Raw genomic sequence first — 18,394 nt, 5'->3', positions numbered from 1 at the left:
TTGCGAAAGGAGTGTTCAAATTTGGCTAAGAGCAAGAGACAGAAGAGATTTGAAATCTTAGAGCAGCGTCCAGTTGCACTGGATGGTTTCTTAAAGGAAATTCCGGAATCTGGATTAATTGCTATGGATAGCCCATTTGATCCAAAACCCAGCGTAGAAGTCGTTAACGGCAAAATTGTAGAAATGGACGGGGTTAGGCGCGAGAAGTTTGATATGATTGACAGATTCATAGCTGATCATACGATCGACGTTTCCTTGGCTTCGGAAATGATGGCGATTGATTGTTCAAAGCTGGCCTATATGTTGGTCGATCCTGCAGTTTCAAGGTCTGAGTTGATCAAAATTTTTGGCGCCCTTACCCCTGCTAAGATCGCTAAAGTGCTTAGCCTGTTAAACGTAGTTGAGTTGATGATGGCAATGTACAAGATGCGTGCCCGTAAGCGCCCGGCTGAACAATGCCACGTTACGAATGTCCGTGACAACCCTGTATTGATAGCAGCAGATGCTGCCGAAGGGGCATTATATGGATTCGATGAATTGGAAACTACCGTAGCTAATACTCGTTACGGTCCTCTTAATGCTATTTCTCTCTTAGTAGGTGGGCATATTGGCCGTCCTGGAGTTCTTACCTGCTGCAGTATGGAAGAGAGCGTAGAACTTAGGCAAGCGATGTCAGGCTGGACTTCGTATGCGGAGACCATTTCCACTTACGGGACAGAGCGGGTCTTTGTGGATGGCGACGATACCCCTTGGTCAAAAGGGTTCCTATGCTCTGCCTACCAATCTCGAGGTGCTAAAACACGATTTACTTCAGGTGGAGCGGCAGAATTACTTATGGGATACCCGGATGGCAAATCGATGCTCTATTTGGAAGTAAGGACTCTTATGGTCACCAAGGGCGATGGCGCTCAAGGCACGCAGAACGGATGTAAGAGTTGCATTGGGGTGGGAGCCGCATTGCCGGGCGGTATTCGAGCTATCTTGGCAGAAAATTTAGCTGCCGCCATCTTGGATTTGGAGACGGTAACCGGTAATGATCAGAGCTTTACGCATTCCGATATCAGGCGTGTAGCCCGTACGCTGATGCAATTGCTCCCAGGTACGGATTTTATATGTGGAGGATATAGCGCTACGCCGAACTACGATAACATGTTTGCTGGATCCAATTGGGATACGGCCGATTATTATGACTGGATGGTTTTGCAACGCGACCTCAAGGTCGACGGTGGTCTGCGGCCGATAAAGGAAGAACAGGCAATTGAAATACGCAGTCGAGCGGCTAGGGCTATACAATGCGTCTTCAACGAATTGGGTTTACCCTCCATAACAGATGATGAAATCGAAGCGGCTATTTATTGCAACGGAAGCCGTGAAATGCCAGAGCGCGACATGGTCGCTGATATGAAAGCTGCACAACGGTTAGTAGAAGATGGGATATCTGGAATTGATATCGCTAAGATACTAGCAAAAAATGGCTATACAGATGCGGCAAGAGGCATTTTTGAAGTCCTCAAGCAGCGAATTGCTGGAGATTATTTACAGACCTCAGCCATTATCGATAAAAACTTCCACGTCATCAGCTCAGTAAATGAACCAAACGATTATTCGGGTCCAGGAACAGGTTACCGGGTGTCCGATGAGAAGTGGAAAGAGATCCAAAAGATACCCATGGAGCTTGGACCAGAAGACCTGATTTAAAGGAGAGATGGTCATGGAAATTTCTGACAAAGAATTACTTAAAAAAATTGTGGGAGAAGTTATAAGAAACTTAGACGCAAAAGAAGTGTCTTCTGTAAATAATCTTCATGATGTTGACGATAAATTTGAACTTAGGGAAATAGGGCCGGCAAAACGTGGTATACAGCGTGATGAAGTAGTAATCGGCATTAGTCCAGCTTACGGTCGACGTTTAACGAAAACTATTACGGGGATCGATGTTATGGCAGTTCTTAGAGAGATTATGGCTGGAATAGAGGAGGAAGGAGTCAAACCCAGGATCGTCCGTGTGCTTAAGACTGCAGATTGTGCTTTTATTGGTCATGAGGCAGCAAAATTAAGCGGTTCCGGGGTAGGCATCGGCTTGCAGACCCGTGGTACGGCTGTTATTCATCAGCGTGACCTTCTTCCGTTATCCAACTTGGAATTGTTTCCTCAAGCGCCGGTGATGACCCTTCAAGTCTTTCGGGCCATTGGGAAAAATGCTGCCAAATACGCCAAAGGTGAAACACCTCAGCCTGTTCCTACATTACAGGACCCGATGTCGAGGCCACGTTATCAAGCTAAGTCAGCAATTATGCATATGGAAGAAGTAAAATATGTTCAAGAGGAAACTCCGTCGATGGAACTGGAACTACGGAAAAAGGAGGCTGTATGATATGATTTCTGAAGAGACTTTAAAGACTATAATACGTCAAGTCATGGATGAGATGCAATGCAACCAAAAGACAGATTCCGATTCTGCTGAGGTGTCCATTGCAGACTATCCCTTAGGAGAAAAAAGGCCGGAATTGCTTCAGACTCCCAAAGGTCGTCCGTTTAAAGAAGTGACATTTGATGGAATGCTAAAGGGGAGTGTAGCACCGGAAGAATTTCGCATATCACCCTTAACGCTGGAACTACAGGCAAAGATAGCTTTAGAGGCAAAAAGGCCATGTTTTGCCAATAATTTGCAGCGTGCAGCCGAGATGACTCAGATCCCTGACCAGCGCCTTTTGGAAATATATGAGGCCTTACGACCGCGGCGTTCTACCGAAGATGAGCTGCTTAAGATGGCAGAAGAGCTTGAAAACGTTTATCATGCGAAGAAATGTGCGGAATGGGTTCGTGAAGCTGCTGATGTTTACAAGCAAAGGGGGCTATTGCGCAATGGAGAATTAGTTTAATATGTAGCCATCTTGATTAAGTACTTCCCAAGATGCCAGATCTTGAGTCCAATTGAAATTGAAAATTTATAATCCTATAGAGAACCCACCTTTTATTTAAAATATTAAATCGATTCCTTCTCTTATAGAAAAAAAGTGTTGAAACATTTATATAACCTTTCAAAAGACAGGTATGTGTGATTTAACTTTATTACATTCAAGTCCTTACTTTTATGACGGCAATATAGCATACGGCTAGCTTATCATCGGCAATGTTAATGTATCTAATAAGCTAAACTATATTTGTGATGTTGAAAGATAGTTAATGTTGTATAATGAACGAAGGTTATCTGTCGGTTTTCTACTGTGTGAATGACTTATTTCTGCTGTATCATCGTTAGGGGGTTTATTAATGATTCGTCATAGACTGGGGCTTGTGGTCAATCCCATTGCCGGCATGGGAGGCAGATTGGGTTTAAAAGGTACCGACGGCGAGGAGGTCTTGAGGATCTGCAGGGAAAGGGGGGCGATAGCTGAGGCGCCCAAAAAGGCCGTAGAGGCCCTCCTCCGCCTAGCCCCCTTAAAAAACGAAATAGAGATAGTCACATACGGTGGAGAAATGGGCGAGATCGAGGCAAAAGATGCAGGTTTTAACCCTACCGTTATAGGCAAGATTACCCCGGGAAATACGACCTCGGAAGACACAAAGAAGGCGGCAAGAGAAATAGCAGATTACGGCGTTGAACTTTTATTGTTCGCGGGCGGAGATGGAACTGCCAGAGACATATATTCGGCTATAAAAGAAAAAAGGCAACCTGTTTTGGGAATTCCGGCGGGCGTTAAAATCCATTCCGGCGTATTTGCAATAAATCCAAGGAGAGCGGGCGAACTAGCTCTCCTTTATTTGCAGGGAAAGACAAAGGATGTAAAGGAAGCGGAAGTCATGGATATAGACGAAGAGGCCTTCCGCAAAGGCCGGGTTAGTGCTGCCCTTTACGGATATTTGTTCATTCCTCACGAGAGGACTTTCGTTCAAAGCAAGAAGGCGGGGCAAGCAGCTTCTGACGCGATCGACCTGGAGGGAATATCCTATTACATTTTGGATCATATGGAGAAGCACAAGGATGCCCTTTACATTTTGGGCCCCGGCACAACAACGAGGGCCATTAAAGAGAAGTTGGGAGAAGGCTACACGTTGCTTGGTGTTGACGTCGCCAAGGGCAAGCGACTTGTAACCTTCGATGCCGACGAAGAAAAGTTGCTCGAAATTTTATCGGATGCCAAAGAAGCCTTTATAGTCGTCACGGTAATTGGGGGACAGGGATATATATTTGGAAGGGGCAATCAACAGATCAGTCCAAAGGTCATAAGAAAGGTTGGCCTTGACAACCTCATCGTAATTTCGACGCGCAATAAGGTATCGGCCTTCGGCCATAATCCCCTTCTGGTCGACACGGGAGACGAAGAGCTGGATCGGGCACTCTGCGGATATATTAGAGTGGTTACGGGATATCTCGAGCAACGCATTATGAAAGTCTCAGCTTAAATTTAAAAGAGGAGGTTTTGGCGTGGAGTTAAGTGAAATAACGTCATTCCTACACAGGGCACTGTCAGAACTTTTGTCCGTTAGCGAGCTTAAATCAAAGGACATACTCGTCGTTGGATGCAGTACCAGCGAGATCTTGGGAAAAAAGATAGGTTCGGCATCGAATCTTGAGATTGCCAAGGCTGTTATGGATGGCATTAAGCCTCTTGTCAGGAAATTTGATTTATACCTCGCAGTGCAGTGTTGTGAGCATTTGAACAGATCTCTTGTCGTAGAGGGAGAGTGCGCTGAGAAATATCAGCTCGAGATTGTTACCGTCCTGCCCCACCTCAAAGCAGGTGGTGCCCTGGCGGTGACGGCTTACGGAGAATTCGAAGATCCAAGGGTAGTTGAAGGCATAAGGGGTCATGCGGGAATCGACATTGGAGATACAATGATAGGAATGCACCTCAAACATGTTGCTGTCCCGGTCAGGAGCGAGATTAAAAAGATTGGCGCTGCCAACCTGGTCATGGCAAGAACGAGACCGAAATTAATTGGAGGAGAGAGGGCTCAATACCCCTCTTACTACAAGAAATGATCTTATCAATACCAAAAGCAAAAGCCAACCTGGATGTCGCTTTGATCAACATGCCCTTCGCCAGTTTTAGGCAACCTTCCTTTGCCCTCGGTATTTTAAAAAGCGCTTTGAAAGATGAATTCAACGTCAAGGTTTTTGATTTCAACGTTACTTTTTCTGAAAAGATCGGTGTAGATTTGTATGATAAAATATCTACTTGGCATATTGTAGATTTGCTTGGAGACAGGCTGTTTGCCGAAATGCTATATGGTAATAATATTCCTACATTCGAGGAATATGTTGACCAAGTGCTCATAGGAAATTTAAAGGAGCATAAAGCACCATACGATAAACCTGGCGTTGACGCTCATCTTTCCGATGAACTGTTAAAGGTTCAAAACTCGGCAGGCTCTTTTTTAGAAGAAATTTCAAAGGTCGTCGCAAGGGAAAGGCCGAAAATAGCAGCTTTCACAAGCATGTTTCATCAGCAGGTCGCCTCTTTGGCGTTGGCAAGGAGGATAAAAGAGGTTCTCCCAGACACCACAGTGGTCTTTGGTGGAGCCAATTGCAAAGGAGCGATGGGCCTGGAATTTTTGGCGAAACACCCCTTCGTGGATGCCATATGCCTTGGAGAGGGAGATACTTCATTTAAAAAATTCGTCGGTCTTTGCCTTGAAGGTTTCGACTTGGGCGGCCTGTCCAAGGTAGATGGAATTGTAACTCCTATGAATCTGAAAAGCGAAGGTGAAAAATTTTCTGATCATTACCGTCATGTTTTGGAGATGGATATGGGTTCGGTACCAATTCCAGATTACGATGATTTCGCGAACATTTATAGAAAAAGAAGGTCCGATTCGCGAGTAAAGCCGAGGTTGTTTTTCGAGATGTCCAGGGGTTGTTACTGGGGCCAGAAAAAAAGGTGTATCTTTTGCGGCCAATCGAGCGAGACGCTCGTCTTCAGAAAGAAAAACAGAGGCAGAATAGTCTCAGAAGTAAGAACTCTTGCAAGCAAATACGAGGGCTTTAGTTTATGCGCAAGCGACGAATCGGCCGATAAGGAAATGCTCGAGGCTTTGGCGGATGCGCTGTCCGCATTTGAAAAAAAGCCGGAAATCATTTATCTCCAGGTAAGGCCGGACATTGACTTTGGATTACTTGAGAAGCTATCTGCCTGTGGGCTAAAAAGGCTTGAAGTCGGCATTGAATCCTTAAGCTCAAGGGTTTTGTCCATAATTGGCAAAGGAGTGAGTGTACTTCAAAACATAGCATTTCTCAAAGGGTGTCGCGAAGCAAAAATAATGCCGGTGTGGAACTTTCTATGGGGTTTCCCGGGCGAACCTGTGGAGGCTTACGAAAACATGGCGAAGCTAGTGCCCCTGTTGACTCATTTACATCCGCCCAACTATGCTGGTCAATTCAGGCTAGACCGCTTTAGTCCCTGTTTCGAAGATCCCTCAGGATATGGTATAAAGGACGTAAGTCCCTATCCATCCTATTCTTACGTTTACCCCTTTGATGATGAATCAGTGAGCAATCTTGCCTCTTTTTTTACCTTTGAATATCAGCTCCCCCAAAATTGCGCCGAGTATACCCATGAACTTATGGAAAACATATTTTTCTGGAAGGAAATTCATCCCAAAAGTTCGCTTTGTTTTTCACGCGACGAAGAAGGGCTCATAATCGACAGAAGGTCCGGTGAGGGCGAATGGCACATAAAGCTTGATCCCTTTACATTGGCAGTTTGCAAAGCTTGCAGTAAGCCCGTGACCATTGAGGCTATCGCGTTAAGTTTAAGCGAAAAAGGTTTCGTAGAAGATGAAGATAAGATTAAGCAATCTATTATCAATTTAATAAAATATGGCATGGTATTAAAGGAAGGTGAGATGTTATTGAGCCTTGTGACTGAAGAAGAGGTGATGCCCTGAGGAAATGTATCTGGTTATTTTTAGCGCCTCAAAATTTATCATTTGGGAGGGGTAACAGCATGGAAGAGAAGGAAAAGAGAAGGGCTCATCCTTATATCCCCAATTCCGTTCCTGAAATTAAGGAGGAGTTGCTGAAGGAAATAGGGATTGAAAGCGCGGAGGATATTTTCGGTCAAATTCCAGAACATTTAAGGCTTAATAGGCCTCTAAACATCCCCAAGGCAATCACATCCGAATACGAGCTTAAAAAACACGTAACGAACCTGCTTTCCAAGAACAAAAATTGCGAGGAATACCTAAACTTTCTGGGCGGCGGATGCTGGCAGCATTACGTGCCGGCAGTTTGTAAGACCATAATGGAAAGGGATGAATTTTTGTCCGCCTACGTAGGAGAGGCCTTCGCAGATCACGGCAAATTTCAGGCCCAGTTTGAATACGCAAGCTGCATAGGTGAACTGGTCGACATGGATATGGTTAACACTCCTACCTACGATTGGGCCATGGCATGTGCCACCACCGTAAGGATGGCATCGCGCATGACGGGAAGAGGCAAGGCATTGATAGCTGCATCGATCAGCCCTGAGCGACTGTCCTGCATCGAAAACTACGCATGGTCTTCTACTTCAGATATAGAGACGGTCAAGTACGATCCGAAAACCGGCTTGCTCGACGTTGACGACTTAAAGAGCAAACTGTCCGACGATGTTTGCGTCTTGTATATGGAAAACCCCAATTTCTTCGGCGTCATTGAAAGCCAGGGACAAGAGATAGCCGACCTTCTTCATTCTAAGGGAGCGTTGCTGTCGGTGGGCGTGGATCCTCTTTCTTTAGGCGTGCTTGAACCGCCTGCCCACTACGGTGCCGATTTCGCCTGTGGCGACGTGCAGCCTATGGGTATTCCCATGAGCTATGGCGGCGGCTTGGGAGGATTCATAGCCACCCCTGATGAGCCTAAGTTCGTGGCGGAGTATCCCTCTTTGCTTTTTGGAATAGCTGAGACAGTGGAAGAGGGAGAATACGGATTTGGAGAGGTCTTGTACGAGAGGACGTCTTATGCATCTCGCGATAAGGCCAAGGACTTCTTGGGTACGATGGCCCAGCTTCACGGCATCGTCGCAGGCGTCTACATGGCTTTGATGGGACCGCAGGGAATGAATGAATTAGGCGAGGGATTGCTTCAGAGGGCTTCTTATGCCACTAAAAAGCTTTCGTCCGTCAAGGGAGTTAAGGCGCCGCTCTTTGATTCCTATCACTTTAAAGAATTTACGGTCAATTTCGACGGGACAAAAAAGACGGTAGCGGAGATAAATAAAGCCCTGCTTGACCACAAAATATTTGGCGGCAAAGACCTGTCGAAGGACTTCCCTGAAATGGGGCAAAGCGCCCTCTTTTGCGTGACGGAGCTTCACAGCAAAGAGGACATAGACATGCTGGCGGATGCTCTGGCTTCCGTCGTAGGCATGTAATGGTAGGAGGGGATATGAGATGGGGGACGTTAAATTGAGAAATTTCCATCAGGCCCATTGGAACGAGCCGATAATATTTGAGCTCTCCGTCCCGGGGCGAAGGGGCCTAATCCCTCCGGCTCCGGACGAGGAAATCAAGAAGGAGGCGGGCGATGCAAAAAATCTTGTGCCAAAGGGGATGTTTCGAGAGCAACTTCCGGCATTGCCCGAGCTAGATCAAAAGAGGGTCTTAGCGCATTATATCCACCTTGCCCAGGAGACGCTTGGAGCAAACCTGTGTAACGACATAAGCCAAGGCACGTGCACGATGAAATATAACCCCAGGATCAACGAAGAGCTGGCGGCACATCCGGGTATAGCTTCCCTTCATCCCTGGCAGGATGTGGATACCGTTCAAGGGATACTTCAAATGTATTACGAATTCGAGGAGATCCTCAAAGAAATCTCCGGGATGGACAAGTTCAGTTTGCATCCACAGGGCGGAGCTCATGCCGTTTATACGGCAGCAAGCATAATGAGGGCTTATCATCGCGATCGCGGCGAGTTGGATAAACGCAGGGAAATCATAAGCGCAGCCTTTACGCACCCCTGTGATCACGCAGCCCCTGCAACGGCTGGCTTCAGGCTGATAATCCTTCCTCCCAGCGAAAACGGCTATCCTTCAATAGAAGCGGTCAAGGCTGCCGTATCGGAAAGGACCGCCGGGATGTTCATAACCAACCCCGAGGATACGGGGATATACAACACGGAGATCGACCAATTCGTCAAGATAGTACACGATGCAGGCGGCCTGTGCTTTTACGACCAGGCAAACGCAAACGTCCTTCTGGGAATAGCAAGGGCACGCGAGGCCGGATTTGACATGTGCCACTTCAATATTCACAAGACCTTCGGCACTCCTCACGGCTGTTCGGGGCCAGGCTTAGGTGCACTAGGCGTAAGGGATTACCTGGCAAAGTACTTGCCCTTCCCAACGGTCGAATACGACGGGGAAAAGTATTACCTCGATTTCGACAGGCCGGAAAGCGTGGGCAAAATAAGGCAGTTTCAAGGTCCTGCAGGGGTATTGGTGCGCGCCTATGCCTGGATCAGGGCCGTAGGTCAGGAATACCTCAAGGAAGTATCCGAGATATCTACGATAAACCACAATTACCTGCAAAAGAAGCTGCAGGAATTGATCCCTGAAATGGACGTACCTTACGCACCAGGAAGAAGACGCCTTGAGGAAGCCCGTTACTGTTGGCAGAAGTTGTTCGAGGCGACGGGAGTTAGCACGACGGATATCATGAGACGAGTGGGCGACTTTGGATTGCAGCATTACTGGACGAGCCATCATCCCTGGGTGGTTCCCGAGCCCATGACGCTTGAGCCCTGTGAAAGCTACGGTAAGGAGGATTTGGATGAATACGCAGCAGTTTTAAAACACATTCGCGATGAGGCCTACTCCAATCCTGAAGTTGTGAAAAATGCGCCTCATAAGTGCGCATCCCACAAGTTGGCCGATGAGTCTGCGCTGGATGATCCCAAGCGTTGGGCAACCACATGGAGAGCGTACATAAAGAAAAAGGGTCGAACCTAAACCAGTTGGACGAAGTAGAGTAGATAGAAATATAATGGTGGCAAGGCCTCTAAAAAAATGACCAATAGGCTTTGCTGCCTTTTTTATATGACCCGAAAGCTGATCGAGAGGTGATTGAGATAGTGGATGAAGAGAAAGTGAAGGAAAAGGTGGAGGAGTACTTGCGCTCCTTGCAAGAAAAAGGTTTTCGCATTACCAGTCCTCGGAGGCTCATAGTAGAGACCATACTTCAAAATTGGGATAAACATCCGAACGTTAGAGAGCTTTTGGACCTCATACAGGAAAAGGATCCCTCCATAGGTCTTGCCACGATCTACCGTACAGTAGAGCTCTTGGTGGAGATGGGCTTTCTGCACGAGGTAAATTTAGATGAGGGTTTTAGCCGATTTGAGGTGTCGCTCAAGGATATCCATTTCCATCTTGTCTGTCGCGGCTGTGGCAGGGTGGTGCATCTTAAAGATGAAGATCAAAAGAGCCAGGTCGCGGAAGAGTGGGCTGAAGATATGGGGTTTACTCTACTTCCGCAAAGCATTGAGCTCTTTGGCGTATGTCATGAATGCCTCAGAAAAGGTTTTGACCCCTCAAGAATGCCCCAAGGGGAATGTCGTTGTCGTCGCAGGAGGCGCATGCATCGCGGACTTATGTGATGTACTGTTGCAATATCTTCATTGCCCAAAAAGAAAGGAGTGCATTGTCACGTCCATAGCTATTAAAGCTGAAGGGTTAATCAAGCGGTATGGGGATTTAGTTGCCGTCAACGGCGTAAGCTTCGATGTGGAAGAAGGAGAACTTTTTGGCTTTTTAGGCCCCAATGGTGCTGGAAAAACCACCACCATCCGCATGCTTACTGGGCTATCTAAACCTACAGCAGGCAATGTGGAGCTGTTGGGTCTTGACATTAAGGCGAACGCTGCAATGACCAAGGGGTTTACGGGAGTAGTGCCGGAGGCCTCAAACCTTTACGACGAACTTACGGCCTTGGAAAATCTCCTCTTTATGGGCAAACTCTATGGCGTAAGAAGGAAGGAGAGATATGAACGAGCTATGACGCTGCTTGAGCTCTTTAGCCTGCAGGAAAAGAGGGATCGTCCATTTCGGACGCTCTCTCGGGGGATGAAGAGGTCTCTTACCATTGCCGCAGCCCTCATTCACAACCCTAAGATATTGTTTTTGGATGAACCAACTGTTGGACTTGACGTCATGACTGCACGCTCTCTGAGAAGTGCTATTCAAAAATTGCGCGATCAAGGGATGACGATATTTTTGACCACCCATTACCTGGAAGAGGCAGACGTTTTATGCGACCGCATCGCGATCATCGTAAGGGGACAAATTGTCTCGGTCGAAAAGCCTGAAGAGCTAAAGAAAATGGCGATTAAGGAACAGGCCATTGAACTTACCATAAGGGGATCTGTCTCAATATTGGTAGAACGGCTAGCCGCTCTTATAGGGACTAAGCCCATCATTGTAGACTCGAACACTTTGCGTTGCAGTGGAACCACAAATAGTCTGCTTCCTCATATCTGTCGAGCAATACAAGATGCAGGGGCAGAAATTGAGTCTATTAATACTATAAAACCCACTCTTGAGGAAGCTTTTGTGAGGATCACCGGGCTTTCCTCAAGTATGATGGCGATGGAAAAGGGAGGTAAGTGACGATGCGCGATGACTTGAGGGGAATATGGTGCATCATTGCAAAAGACATGAGGACCTATTACCTTAAACCTCCCGCCATAAGTTGGGGAATAGTCTTTCCTATTGCATGGGTTCTGGCCTTCTATCTTAGAAACCCAGTGGATTTTAAGGGGTTGATCCCTGGGCTCCTTGCCATGACCGCGTTGTTCAGCACTACTGCTGCGGAAGCGGTGGTGATAAACTTCGAGCTTCGCCTCGGGTCATTGGAGAGGCTTTTGCTTGCTCCCATTAGCATTAAGGCAATTTTACTTGGGAAAATTCTTGGCGGAGCCATCTTTGGCCTTCTTATGAGCTCGCTAGTGGCAGTGGTGTGCGCCCTTTTCTTAAATTTTGACTTGAACTGGATATCCTTTTTATCAATTCTTTTGCCGGCCCTGCTGGCATTTTCCACTATGGGATCACTTCTTTGTTTAATGGTGAAGGAGGTCTTTGAGGCTCAAACCCTGCTCAATCTTCCTCGCTTTGTCATGGTATTTATAAGCGGTGTGGTATATCCTGTTGAGGCCATGCCGAAAGCCTTGCAATTTTTAGCTCATCTTTTTCCCCTCACATACGCAGTTAAAGGATTCCAGGGCGTTTCAGGTGTTAGTCAAGGTGTTACTGTAGCACTTCATGCTGCTGTTTTGATGGCCTTCTTTTTAATTTTTTTCCTTCCGGCGGCCAATTTGCTATCAAAAAAATTTGAATGACTTTTCATATGCTTGATAGGAACATATTGACTGGTTATTTCGTTTAAGAATCGTATAATCATATACCTATTGCCTCTCCTTTGTTGGCAAATGTATTGACAATGACGGTTATTTTAGTATAATTACAATTGATAATGATTATCAATATTAATATAAAGGGGGGGTTTGGGTATGCCCAGAGGGTTTGGCAGAGGCGGTTATGGGTTTGGCTTTCGGGGGTGGAGTCCAGCATGGCCATATGTTGGTATGGGCAGAGGTGGTCTTCCCCGGTGTTGGTACTTCTTGGGCGGTGCTGCAGGGGCACCTTACGAAGGATATATCCCTCGTCCTTGGTGGGGGTATGCGCAAGGTGCTTCTAACCCTCAAGCAATGAGTAAAGAGCAGGAAATTGAGCTTCTAAAAGCTCAAGCTGATGCCGTAAAGGCCCAACTCGATGCTATTGAAGCACGCGTCAGAGAACTTGAGGGAAAGTAGAGGTGGATTTTATGAAGATAGCCGTATCGGCGACCGCTCCTAATTTAGATGCGTTGGTAGATCCTCGCTTTGGACGCGCTCCCTACTTCATCATCGTCGATCCTGATTCCATGCAATTTGAGACTATGGAAAACAGCAGCGCAAGTGCTCCAGGAGGGACAGGAATCAGCGTTGCTCAGGCGATAGTGGGGAAAGGGGTACAGGTAGTGCTTACAGGAAGCTGTGGCCCCAATGCATATGAGGTCTTATCTGCCGCTGGCGTGCAGATCATCACAGGTGTTTCTGGCACAGTAAGGGATGCCGTTCTATCTTTTAAGCAGGGGAAGCCGGCGTCTACATCTGCCCCAGATGTCCCTCCTCACTTCGGGATGGGCGGAGGGTTTGGCAAAGGTGGGGGTCGAGGTATGGGCGGCTTCGGGATGCACGGAGGCGTTAGCATGTCAGGGGTTGTGTCCCAACCGCCGAGCGAAGAAGAAGGGCTCAGGCAGCTGAAAGGTCAAGCAGAAGCGTTGAAGCAGCAACTTTCTGAAATAAACCGTCGCATTGATGAGATAACTTCTGAAGATTAGAGCGGCAATGGCAGCAAGAGCTGTAAATACGTGCGAGGGGGTGGGGATGTGATCGTCTCCGTAGCGAGCGGCAAAGGCGGTACAGGGAAAACGTTGGTGGCCACGAGTTTAGCCTTGGCCGTAAGCGAACGTGCTTCAGTACAGATATTGGACTGTGACGTAGAAGAACCGAATGCCAACCTGTTTGTGCACGCGTCTATCGAAAGAGCAGAGCCTGTGCATGTCCCCACTCCCAGAATAGACGCTGATAGGTGTAATCATTGTGGCAGATGCGCAGAAGTATGTGCTTATCATGCCATAGCGTCCCTTCCGAGCAAGGTGATTGTTTTCCCTGAGCTGTGTCACGGTTGTGGAGCCTGTTCTTATTTGTGTCCAGAGTCAGCTATTGCAGAAGCTAATAGGCAGGTGGGTGTTGTTGAAATAGGTTATCGCAAAAATCTGGAACTTGTCCAAGGAAGGCTCAATACAGGGGAACCCATGTCAACACCAGTAATAAGGAAAGCCAAGATGTATATAGATGGTCAAATTGATAATCAAAGGGACGTGATAATCGACGTGGCTCCGGGCACCTCTTGTCCAGTGGTAGAGGCTGTACAGGGGAGCGACTATACTATCTTGGTCACCGAGCCGACCCCCTTTGGGCTGAATGATCTTTCTCTGGCAGTGGAGATGATAAGATATCTTAACATCCCTTGCGGGGTCGTAATCAATCGTTCGAGTCCTTCACGCGATAGCCTGATAGAGAAATATTGTCGCGAGAGCGAGATACCTGTGTTGCTAAAAATTCCTTTCGACAGGGATATCGCTACTCTTTACTCCAAAGGTATTCCCCTGGTAGAAGGGAAGACGCGATGGCACGATGCCTTTTTAGATCTCTTCTACACACTTAAAAAAGGTCGGCTTCATGCCACATATAACGCTTAAACACCAAGAAAGGAAAGCCCTATGAACGAAATTGTAATAATAAGCGGTAAAGGCGGCACGGGAAAAACCAGTATAGCAGCTTCGTTCGCTGCCATTGGGAAGAGCAAGATTTTGGCAGATTGTGATGTAGACGCCTCCGATCTTCACCTTGTCATGTCTCCCAGAATAGCAGAAAAGGGTGAATTTTGGAGCGGGAAAAAAGCTCGCATCGAAGAGGAAAAGTGCAACAAGTGCGGCCTTTGTCAAAAGCTATGTCGGTTCGGCGCAATAAAAGACTTTAAGGTCGATCGCCTCTCGTGTGAAGGGTGCAGTTTCTGTTTTCATGCATGCCCAGCCGGCGCAATAGTGATGGAAGATGTCCTATCGGGCCACTGGTTCGTGTCCGAGACCAGGTATGGCCCTTTGGTTTATGCAAGACTCATTCCCGGAGAAGAGAACTCGGGAAAGCTCGTGGCTTTGGTGAGGCAGAAAGCTAAGGCATTGGCCGAAGAAAAAGCGTTAAAGTATATTATCACCGATGGGCCGCCAGGTATAGGTTGCCCGGTAATATCGTCCCTTTCAGGAGCTACCATGGCTTTATTGGTAGCTGAACCCACTGTGTCAGGGGTCTACGATTTGGAACGCGTGGCGGGAGTTTGCAAACACTTCCGCGTTCCGGCTGCAGTCTGCATAAACAAATACGACTTAAACGAGGAAATAGGCCGCGAGATCGAAAGATACTGTAATCAGCGAGGCATAGAATTGATCGGTAAACTTCCCTTCGACGAGGTTTTTGTTGAAGCTATATCGCGAGGAGTGCCGGTGGTAGAGGTCGATAGAGGAAATATAAAAGACGAAATAGAGCGAATGTGGGATGCCATTGTTACAATGGTAGAAATCAATAGAAAGAGGAGATGATGTCATGAAAGTGATGATTGCTGCTGATAGGGGTGTTGTTTGTCCCCATTTCGGCCACGCTCCAGAATTTAGACTCGTTGAGATCGATGGAAGCAAGGTTGTAAAAGAAGAGATTTACACTAATCCTGGACATGCACCGGGAGTGCTGCCCAGATGGATGAAGGATCTTGATGTGGATATAGTGATAGCAGGAGATATGGGGCCAAGGGCAAGAGATTTGTTTGCCTCTTTCGGCATAACGGTTCAAACGTGCGATCCCATGAGCGTAGATAGCGCGCTCGAAGCATTTATAAAGGGCAATCTTTCCGGAAGTTCCAACTCTTGTCATCATGGCAAGGAACATAGTGCAGACACTGCTTGTAACGGGCATCACGAAGCATAAGAGGAATTGCGGGGGCAATAAATTGGCATATGCTGTAAATCCCAATATATGTCAAGGTTGCGGGGTATGCGCTAAGACATGCCCCACAGGAGCCATAAAAGTGGAAGATGGCAAAGCAATCATAGACCAAACTCTCTGCAACCAGTGTGGTGCATGTGTCACAGTTTGCCCCTACGGAGCCATATTTCGAGACCTTTCCGAGATTCAGGGACCAGAGTCGGTCAAAGAGGGGTATGGCGAAGGGTCTTTTATAGTTATAAGGGCGAAAAAAATCTCGTGCTGAGCCTATTTATGGCTGAAGTTGAGAACTTTTGTAGATCTTTGGACTAATCTTTTGGTGCTGAAATGAGATGGTAGACATTTGATTTGTCTGGCTTGATATACCTTACATGGGTATGGTAAAATAAATTCCCACAAGTTGGAGCGCAGCGCTCTCAGAAGCGGAGGGATATATAGATGGAAGGGAAAGGGCAGATAGACCCCAAAACGTGGAAGGGCATTCGCTCTGTGATGCAAGTGCAGCTTATGGTAGCTTTCGTCGTGGCTGTGCTCCTGCTGAAACAATGGTGGTTTTGCGTCTTGATGATAGCCTTGGGTGGCTTACTCTCCGCATTCCATGGGAGGATATGGTGCGGCCTACTCTGCCCTAATGGCGGATTCATCGATCTAATCTGGTCAAAGATCTCTTTGAGATTATTGCCCTTCCCCAGATGGCTAAACAAGGACAGAGTCCTTCAAAGCGCATTCCTCATCGGTATGATTGGATATTTCGCCTGGATCGTTTGGCTTGTCAATATCCATAAGGGCTTGCCAGTAGCTTATGCTTCTTACGCTCAGCATGGCTATTTGTTCCTGCGATTTTGCCAAGTCATGCTGGCTTTGGCGGCGGGTTTAGCAATCGTATTTGAGCCCAGAACGTTCTGCGCTCACCTGTGTCCAGGCGGCACAATAGGGACGATAGCAGCTGCATTGATCAAAAGGAGCCCTATAGTGATGGATACGGAGAAGTGCGCAGGTTGTAGGGTTTGCACTTCCGTCTGCGATGCCCCAGACCGTCTTCTCGTGCCGCTCATCGAGAAATCACAGGCGTTACAGACCCAAGGCAAGAAGGAAAAGCTTCCCATTTCGCCAGAATGCTACGGGTGTATCGACTGTGTGGCGGTTTGTCCCAAAGGCGCTCTGCGCGTAGAAACCTTAAAGGCATCTGAAACAGAGGAAGTTTTCTTGAAAGAGGTACAGTAACAGCAATAATTTTTGTCGGAGGTGAAGGATATGAATCAAAGGCGTTTTCGATGCCTCAATTGCGGTGAGGAGTTTTATGGAGAATCAGAGAGGGAGATTCAGTGCCCTCAATGCCGCGGCCACGTGGTTATGCTCCTCGAAGGCCCGTCGTTGCGCAAAGCAGCAGGCAGCAGTGGAAGCGACGGCGGCAGCTGCCCATTATGCAGTATTTAAGTTTGTGGAAGACTGCCAAGCCCTATTTTCTGTCAAAATAGGGCTTGGCGACGTCGTTGAAGGCGGGCAAGAGGGTGCATAATCATCAAAATGAGAAAGGTCATCTAGAAGGAGGTGTTTCTCATGAGCATATTCGGTCCCGTTCCGTCTCGTCGGTTGGGCTCGAGCCTTGGCATTAACAACATCCCCTATAAGATCTGTTCTTATACATGTGTCTATTGCCAGATCGGGCCAACGTTGCGCATGGAGACCCAGCGCCAGCACTACAGCGATCCGGAAGAACTCGCTGCTCGTGTCAAAAAAAGACTCTCGCAGCTTGTGGAAACGGGAGAACGAGTCGATTATCTAACAATCGTTCCCGATGGTGAACCCACACTTGACCTCGCCCTTGAAGAGTTGCTATTGAGGTTGAAGGAAACGGGCATTCCTGTAGCCGTTATTTCCAACGCCTCTCTCATCTCGAAGGCAGATGTAAGGAGGGCTCTATATGTTGCGGATTGGGTCAGCCTGAAAATTGACGCCCTTACGGAAAACTTATGGAAACGAATCGACCGCCCGCACCCATCCCTTGATCATGGCGATATCCTTGTCGGCATGGAGGAATTCGCTCGTTCCTATAAAGGCACGCTGTGCAGCGAAACCATGCTTGTGAAGGGTCTTAACGACGGACCGGCGGAACTTGAAAAAGTTGCTCGGTTTATCTCCTCCAGCCTGAGTCCCAGCAAGGCCTACATTTCCGTCCCCACCCGTCCTCCTGCCGCCTCATGGGTACAGATGCCCGATGCAGAGACGGTCGCAGCCGCCTATGCAATATTTACAGAGCAAGGGATTGATACAGAAACGCTAACGGGCTACGAGGGCAACGCCTTTGTAGTTACCGACGACCCTGTAGAGGAAATTTTAAACATCACCGCCGTCCACCCCATGCGCAGCGACGCCGTCAAAGAGGTTTTGCGCCGCAAGGGCTCCGACGAAAAAAGCATTGATCGCCTCGTCGCCGAAGGCAGGATCAGACGGGTTCAATACGGGAATTGGGTTTATTATGTCCGAGTTATGAAAGAAGGGGAACGGTAAAAATGTCGAAATTTTCTCTTGTCGTCCTGAAACGACATGTCTACCCCTTTACCATATCGTTAAGACTCCTTATCTTGTTCTCAGAGGCGTGGGATAGTCTTTCTGAAGATTGAACTATTTCCCTGGATAGCCATACAATGTCTATAGAGTTCCTAGTTACCAGCAGTTTTTTATCCGTGTCGCATCTCCTCCAGCCTGTATATGTCCTCACCATGGCTTTGTGCTTTAATGCATGTACTTTGGTCCAGCCCGTAGATACCTCCGTGGCCGTAATGGCTTAGATCCTTAAAGAAAAATTT

Annotated in this window: 21 protein-coding genes; all 21 read left to right on the top strand. The window is 47.5% G+C overall.

Going from position 1 to position 18,394, the window contains the following annotated elements:
- The 21 genes from BLU12_RS07175 to BLU12_RS09970 all read left to right on the top strand — a co-directional run bounded on the left by BLU12_RS07175 (position 1) and on the right by BLU12_RS09970 (position 18,376).
- A complete protein-coding gene (locus BLU12_RS07175; protein ID WP_327020381.1) occupies positions 1-1,698 on the top strand; it encodes a propanediol/glycerol family dehydratase large subunit in 1,698 nt (565 codons plus the stop codon).
- Positions 1,699-1,711: 13 nt separating this feature from the next.
- Positions 1,712-2,374 (top strand): propanediol/glycerol family dehydratase medium subunit, encoded by a 663-nt coding sequence (locus BLU12_RS07170; RefSeq protein WP_091461680.1) that lies wholly within the window; start codon positions 1,712-1,714, stop codon positions 2,372-2,374.
- Between the two features lies 1 nt (position 2,375).
- A complete protein-coding gene (locus BLU12_RS07165; protein WP_091461679.1) occupies positions 2,376-2,882 on the top strand; it encodes a diol dehydratase small subunit in 507 nt (168 codons plus the stop codon).
- Between the two features lie 391 nt (positions 2,883-3,273).
- Positions 3,274-4,407, top strand: coding sequence for an ATP-NAD kinase family protein (locus BLU12_RS07160; protein ID WP_091461677.1), 1,134 nt, complete (start codon positions 3,274-3,276; stop codon positions 4,405-4,407).
- Between the two features lie 22 nt (positions 4,408-4,429).
- A complete protein-coding gene (locus BLU12_RS07155) occupies positions 4,430-4,987 on the top strand; it encodes a TIGR01440 family protein (protein ID WP_091461676.1) in 558 nt (185 codons plus the stop codon).
- A complete protein-coding gene (locus BLU12_RS07150; RefSeq protein WP_091461674.1) occupies positions 4,984-6,891 on the top strand; it encodes a RiPP maturation radical SAM C-methyltransferase in 1,908 nt (635 codons plus the stop codon). The genes BLU12_RS07155 and BLU12_RS07150 overlap by 4 nt, the downstream gene beginning before the upstream one ends.
- A gap of 59 nt (positions 6,892-6,950) precedes the next feature.
- Positions 6,951-8,357: an aminomethyl-transferring glycine dehydrogenase subunit GcvPA gene (gene gcvPA, locus BLU12_RS07145; protein ID WP_091461673.1), complete on the top strand. Its 1,407-nt coding sequence runs from the start codon at positions 6,951-6,953 to the stop codon at positions 8,355-8,357.
- Positions 8,358-8,376: 19 nt separating this feature from the next.
- Positions 8,377-9,936: an aminomethyl-transferring glycine dehydrogenase subunit GcvPB gene (gene gcvPB, locus BLU12_RS07140; RefSeq protein ID WP_091461671.1), complete on the top strand. Its 1,560-nt coding sequence runs from the start codon at positions 8,377-8,379 to the stop codon at positions 9,934-9,936.
- Between the two features lie 122 nt (positions 9,937-10,058).
- Positions 10,059-10,583: a Fur family transcriptional regulator gene (locus BLU12_RS07135; protein WP_234945540.1), complete on the top strand. Its 525-nt coding sequence runs from the start codon at positions 10,059-10,061 to the stop codon at positions 10,581-10,583.
- Entirely contained in the window at positions 10,489-11,592 is a 1,104-nt protein-coding gene (locus tag BLU12_RS07130; protein ID WP_234945539.1) for an ABC transporter ATP-binding protein, read from the top strand. Before BLU12_RS07135 ends, BLU12_RS07130 begins: the two co-directional genes overlap by 95 nt.
- A gap of 2 nt (positions 11,593-11,594) precedes the next feature.
- A complete protein-coding gene (locus BLU12_RS07125) occupies positions 11,595-12,320 on the top strand; it encodes an ABC transporter permease (RefSeq protein WP_091461668.1) in 726 nt (241 codons plus the stop codon).
- 171 nt (positions 12,321-12,491) lie between these two features.
- Positions 12,492-12,794, top strand: coding sequence for a DUF5320 family protein (locus tag BLU12_RS07120; RefSeq protein ID WP_091461666.1), 303 nt, complete (start codon positions 12,492-12,494; stop codon positions 12,792-12,794).
- Between the two features lie 11 nt (positions 12,795-12,805).
- Entirely contained in the window at positions 12,806-13,363 is a 558-nt protein-coding gene (locus BLU12_RS09975; protein ID WP_159428517.1) for a NifB/NifX family molybdenum-iron cluster-binding protein, read from the top strand.
- A 48-nt stretch (positions 13,364-13,411) separates the two neighbouring features.
- The gene (locus tag BLU12_RS07105; protein WP_234945538.1) at positions 13,412-14,287 is read left to right on the top strand and encodes an ATP-binding protein; all 876 of its coding nucleotides are present in this window, start codon (positions 13,412-13,414) and stop codon (positions 14,285-14,287) included.
- Between the two features lie 21 nt (positions 14,288-14,308).
- Positions 14,309-15,184 carry an ATP-binding protein gene (locus tag BLU12_RS07100; protein WP_091461662.1) on the top strand — a complete coding sequence of 292 codons (876 nt, stop codon included), beginning with the start codon at positions 14,309-14,311 and terminating at the stop codon, positions 15,182-15,184.
- A 4-nt stretch (positions 15,185-15,188) separates the two neighbouring features.
- Positions 15,189-15,566, top strand: coding sequence for a NifB/NifX family molybdenum-iron cluster-binding protein (locus BLU12_RS07095; RefSeq protein ID WP_091461660.1), 378 nt, complete (start codon positions 15,189-15,191; stop codon positions 15,564-15,566).
- Positions 15,567-15,588: 22 nt separating this feature from the next.
- Positions 15,589-15,849 carry an indolepyruvate ferredoxin oxidoreductase subunit alpha gene (locus BLU12_RS07090; protein WP_200778730.1) on the top strand — a complete coding sequence of 87 codons (261 nt, stop codon included), beginning with the start codon at positions 15,589-15,591 and terminating at the stop codon, positions 15,847-15,849.
- A gap of 173 nt (positions 15,850-16,022) precedes the next feature.
- Positions 16,023-16,808, top strand: a complete 786-nt coding sequence (locus tag BLU12_RS07085; RefSeq protein WP_091461657.1) for a 4Fe-4S binding protein — start codon at positions 16,023-16,025, stop codon at positions 16,806-16,808.
- A 76-nt stretch (positions 16,809-16,884) separates the two neighbouring features.
- Positions 16,885-17,103, top strand: coding sequence for a hypothetical protein (locus BLU12_RS07080; RefSeq protein WP_091461655.1), 219 nt, complete (start codon positions 16,885-16,887; stop codon positions 17,101-17,103).
- A 41-nt stretch (positions 17,104-17,144) separates the two neighbouring features.
- Complete coding sequence (locus BLU12_RS07075; RefSeq protein WP_091461654.1) at positions 17,145-18,095, top strand: radical SAM protein; 951 nt, start codon at positions 17,145-17,147, stop codon at positions 18,093-18,095.
- Between the two features lie 137 nt (positions 18,096-18,232).
- Positions 18,233-18,376, top strand: coding sequence for a hypothetical protein (locus BLU12_RS09970; protein ID WP_159428516.1), 144 nt, complete (start codon positions 18,233-18,235; stop codon positions 18,374-18,376).
- The last annotated feature ends 18 nt before the right edge of the window (positions 18,377-18,394 follow it).

Source organism: Acetomicrobium thermoterrenum DSM 13490 (assembly GCF_900107215.1).
Lineage (GTDB): Bacteria > Synergistota > Synergistia > Synergistales > Acetomicrobiaceae > Acetomicrobium > Acetomicrobium thermoterrenum.
Note: the sequence above shows the minus strand (reverse complement) of the source record. Positions and strands in the feature narration are given on the sequence as shown.

What these genes read in the sequence shown, in the direction of transcription:
- BLU12_RS07170 (WP_091461680.1), top strand. Translation starts at nt 1,712, where the DNA reads ATGGAAATTTCTGACAAAGAATTACTTAAAAAAATTGTGGGAGAAGTT.
- BLU12_RS07165 (WP_091461679.1), top strand. Translation starts at nt 2,376, where the DNA reads ATGATTTCTGAAGAGACTTTAAAGACTATAATACGTCAAGTCATGGAT.
- BLU12_RS07160 (WP_091461677.1), top strand. Translation starts at nt 3,274, where the DNA reads ATGATTCGTCATAGACTGGGGCTTGTGGTCAATCCCATTGCCGGCATG.
- BLU12_RS07150 (WP_091461674.1), top strand. Translation starts at nt 4,984, where the DNA reads ATGATCTTATCAATACCAAAAGCAAAAGCCAACCTGGATGTCGCTTTG.
- gcvPA (WP_091461673.1), top strand. Translation starts at nt 6,951, where the DNA reads ATGGAAGAGAAGGAAAAGAGAAGGGCTCATCCTTATATCCCCAATTCC.
- gcvPB (WP_091461671.1), top strand. Translation starts at nt 8,377, where the DNA reads ATGGGGGACGTTAAATTGAGAAATTTCCATCAGGCCCATTGGAACGAG.
- BLU12_RS07130 (WP_234945539.1), top strand. Translation starts at nt 10,489, where the DNA reads ATGAATGCCTCAGAAAAGGTTTTGACCCCTCAAGAATGCCCCAAGGGG.
- BLU12_RS07125 (WP_091461668.1), top strand. Translation starts at nt 11,595, where the DNA reads ATGCGCGATGACTTGAGGGGAATATGGTGCATCATTGCAAAAGACATG.
- BLU12_RS07120 (WP_091461666.1), top strand. Translation starts at nt 12,492, where the DNA reads ATGCCCAGAGGGTTTGGCAGAGGCGGTTATGGGTTTGGCTTTCGGGGG.
- BLU12_RS09975 (WP_159428517.1), top strand. Translation starts at nt 12,806, where the DNA reads ATGAAGATAGCCGTATCGGCGACCGCTCCTAATTTAGATGCGTTGGTA.
- BLU12_RS07100 (WP_091461662.1), top strand. Translation starts at nt 14,309, where the DNA reads ATGAACGAAATTGTAATAATAAGCGGTAAAGGCGGCACGGGAAAAACC.
- BLU12_RS07095 (WP_091461660.1), top strand. Translation starts at nt 15,189, where the DNA reads ATGAAAGTGATGATTGCTGCTGATAGGGGTGTTGTTTGTCCCCATTTC.
- BLU12_RS07085 (WP_091461657.1), top strand. Translation starts at nt 16,023, where the DNA reads ATGGAAGGGAAAGGGCAGATAGACCCCAAAACGTGGAAGGGCATTCGC.
- BLU12_RS07080 (WP_091461655.1), top strand. Translation starts at nt 16,885, where the DNA reads ATGGAGAATCAGAGAGGGAGATTCAGTGCCCTCAATGCCGCGGCCACG.
- BLU12_RS07075 (WP_091461654.1), top strand. Translation starts at nt 17,145, where the DNA reads ATGAGCATATTCGGTCCCGTTCCGTCTCGTCGGTTGGGCTCGAGCCTT.
- BLU12_RS09970 (WP_159428516.1), top strand. Translation starts at nt 18,233, where the DNA reads ATGTCTATAGAGTTCCTAGTTACCAGCAGTTTTTTATCCGTGTCGCAT.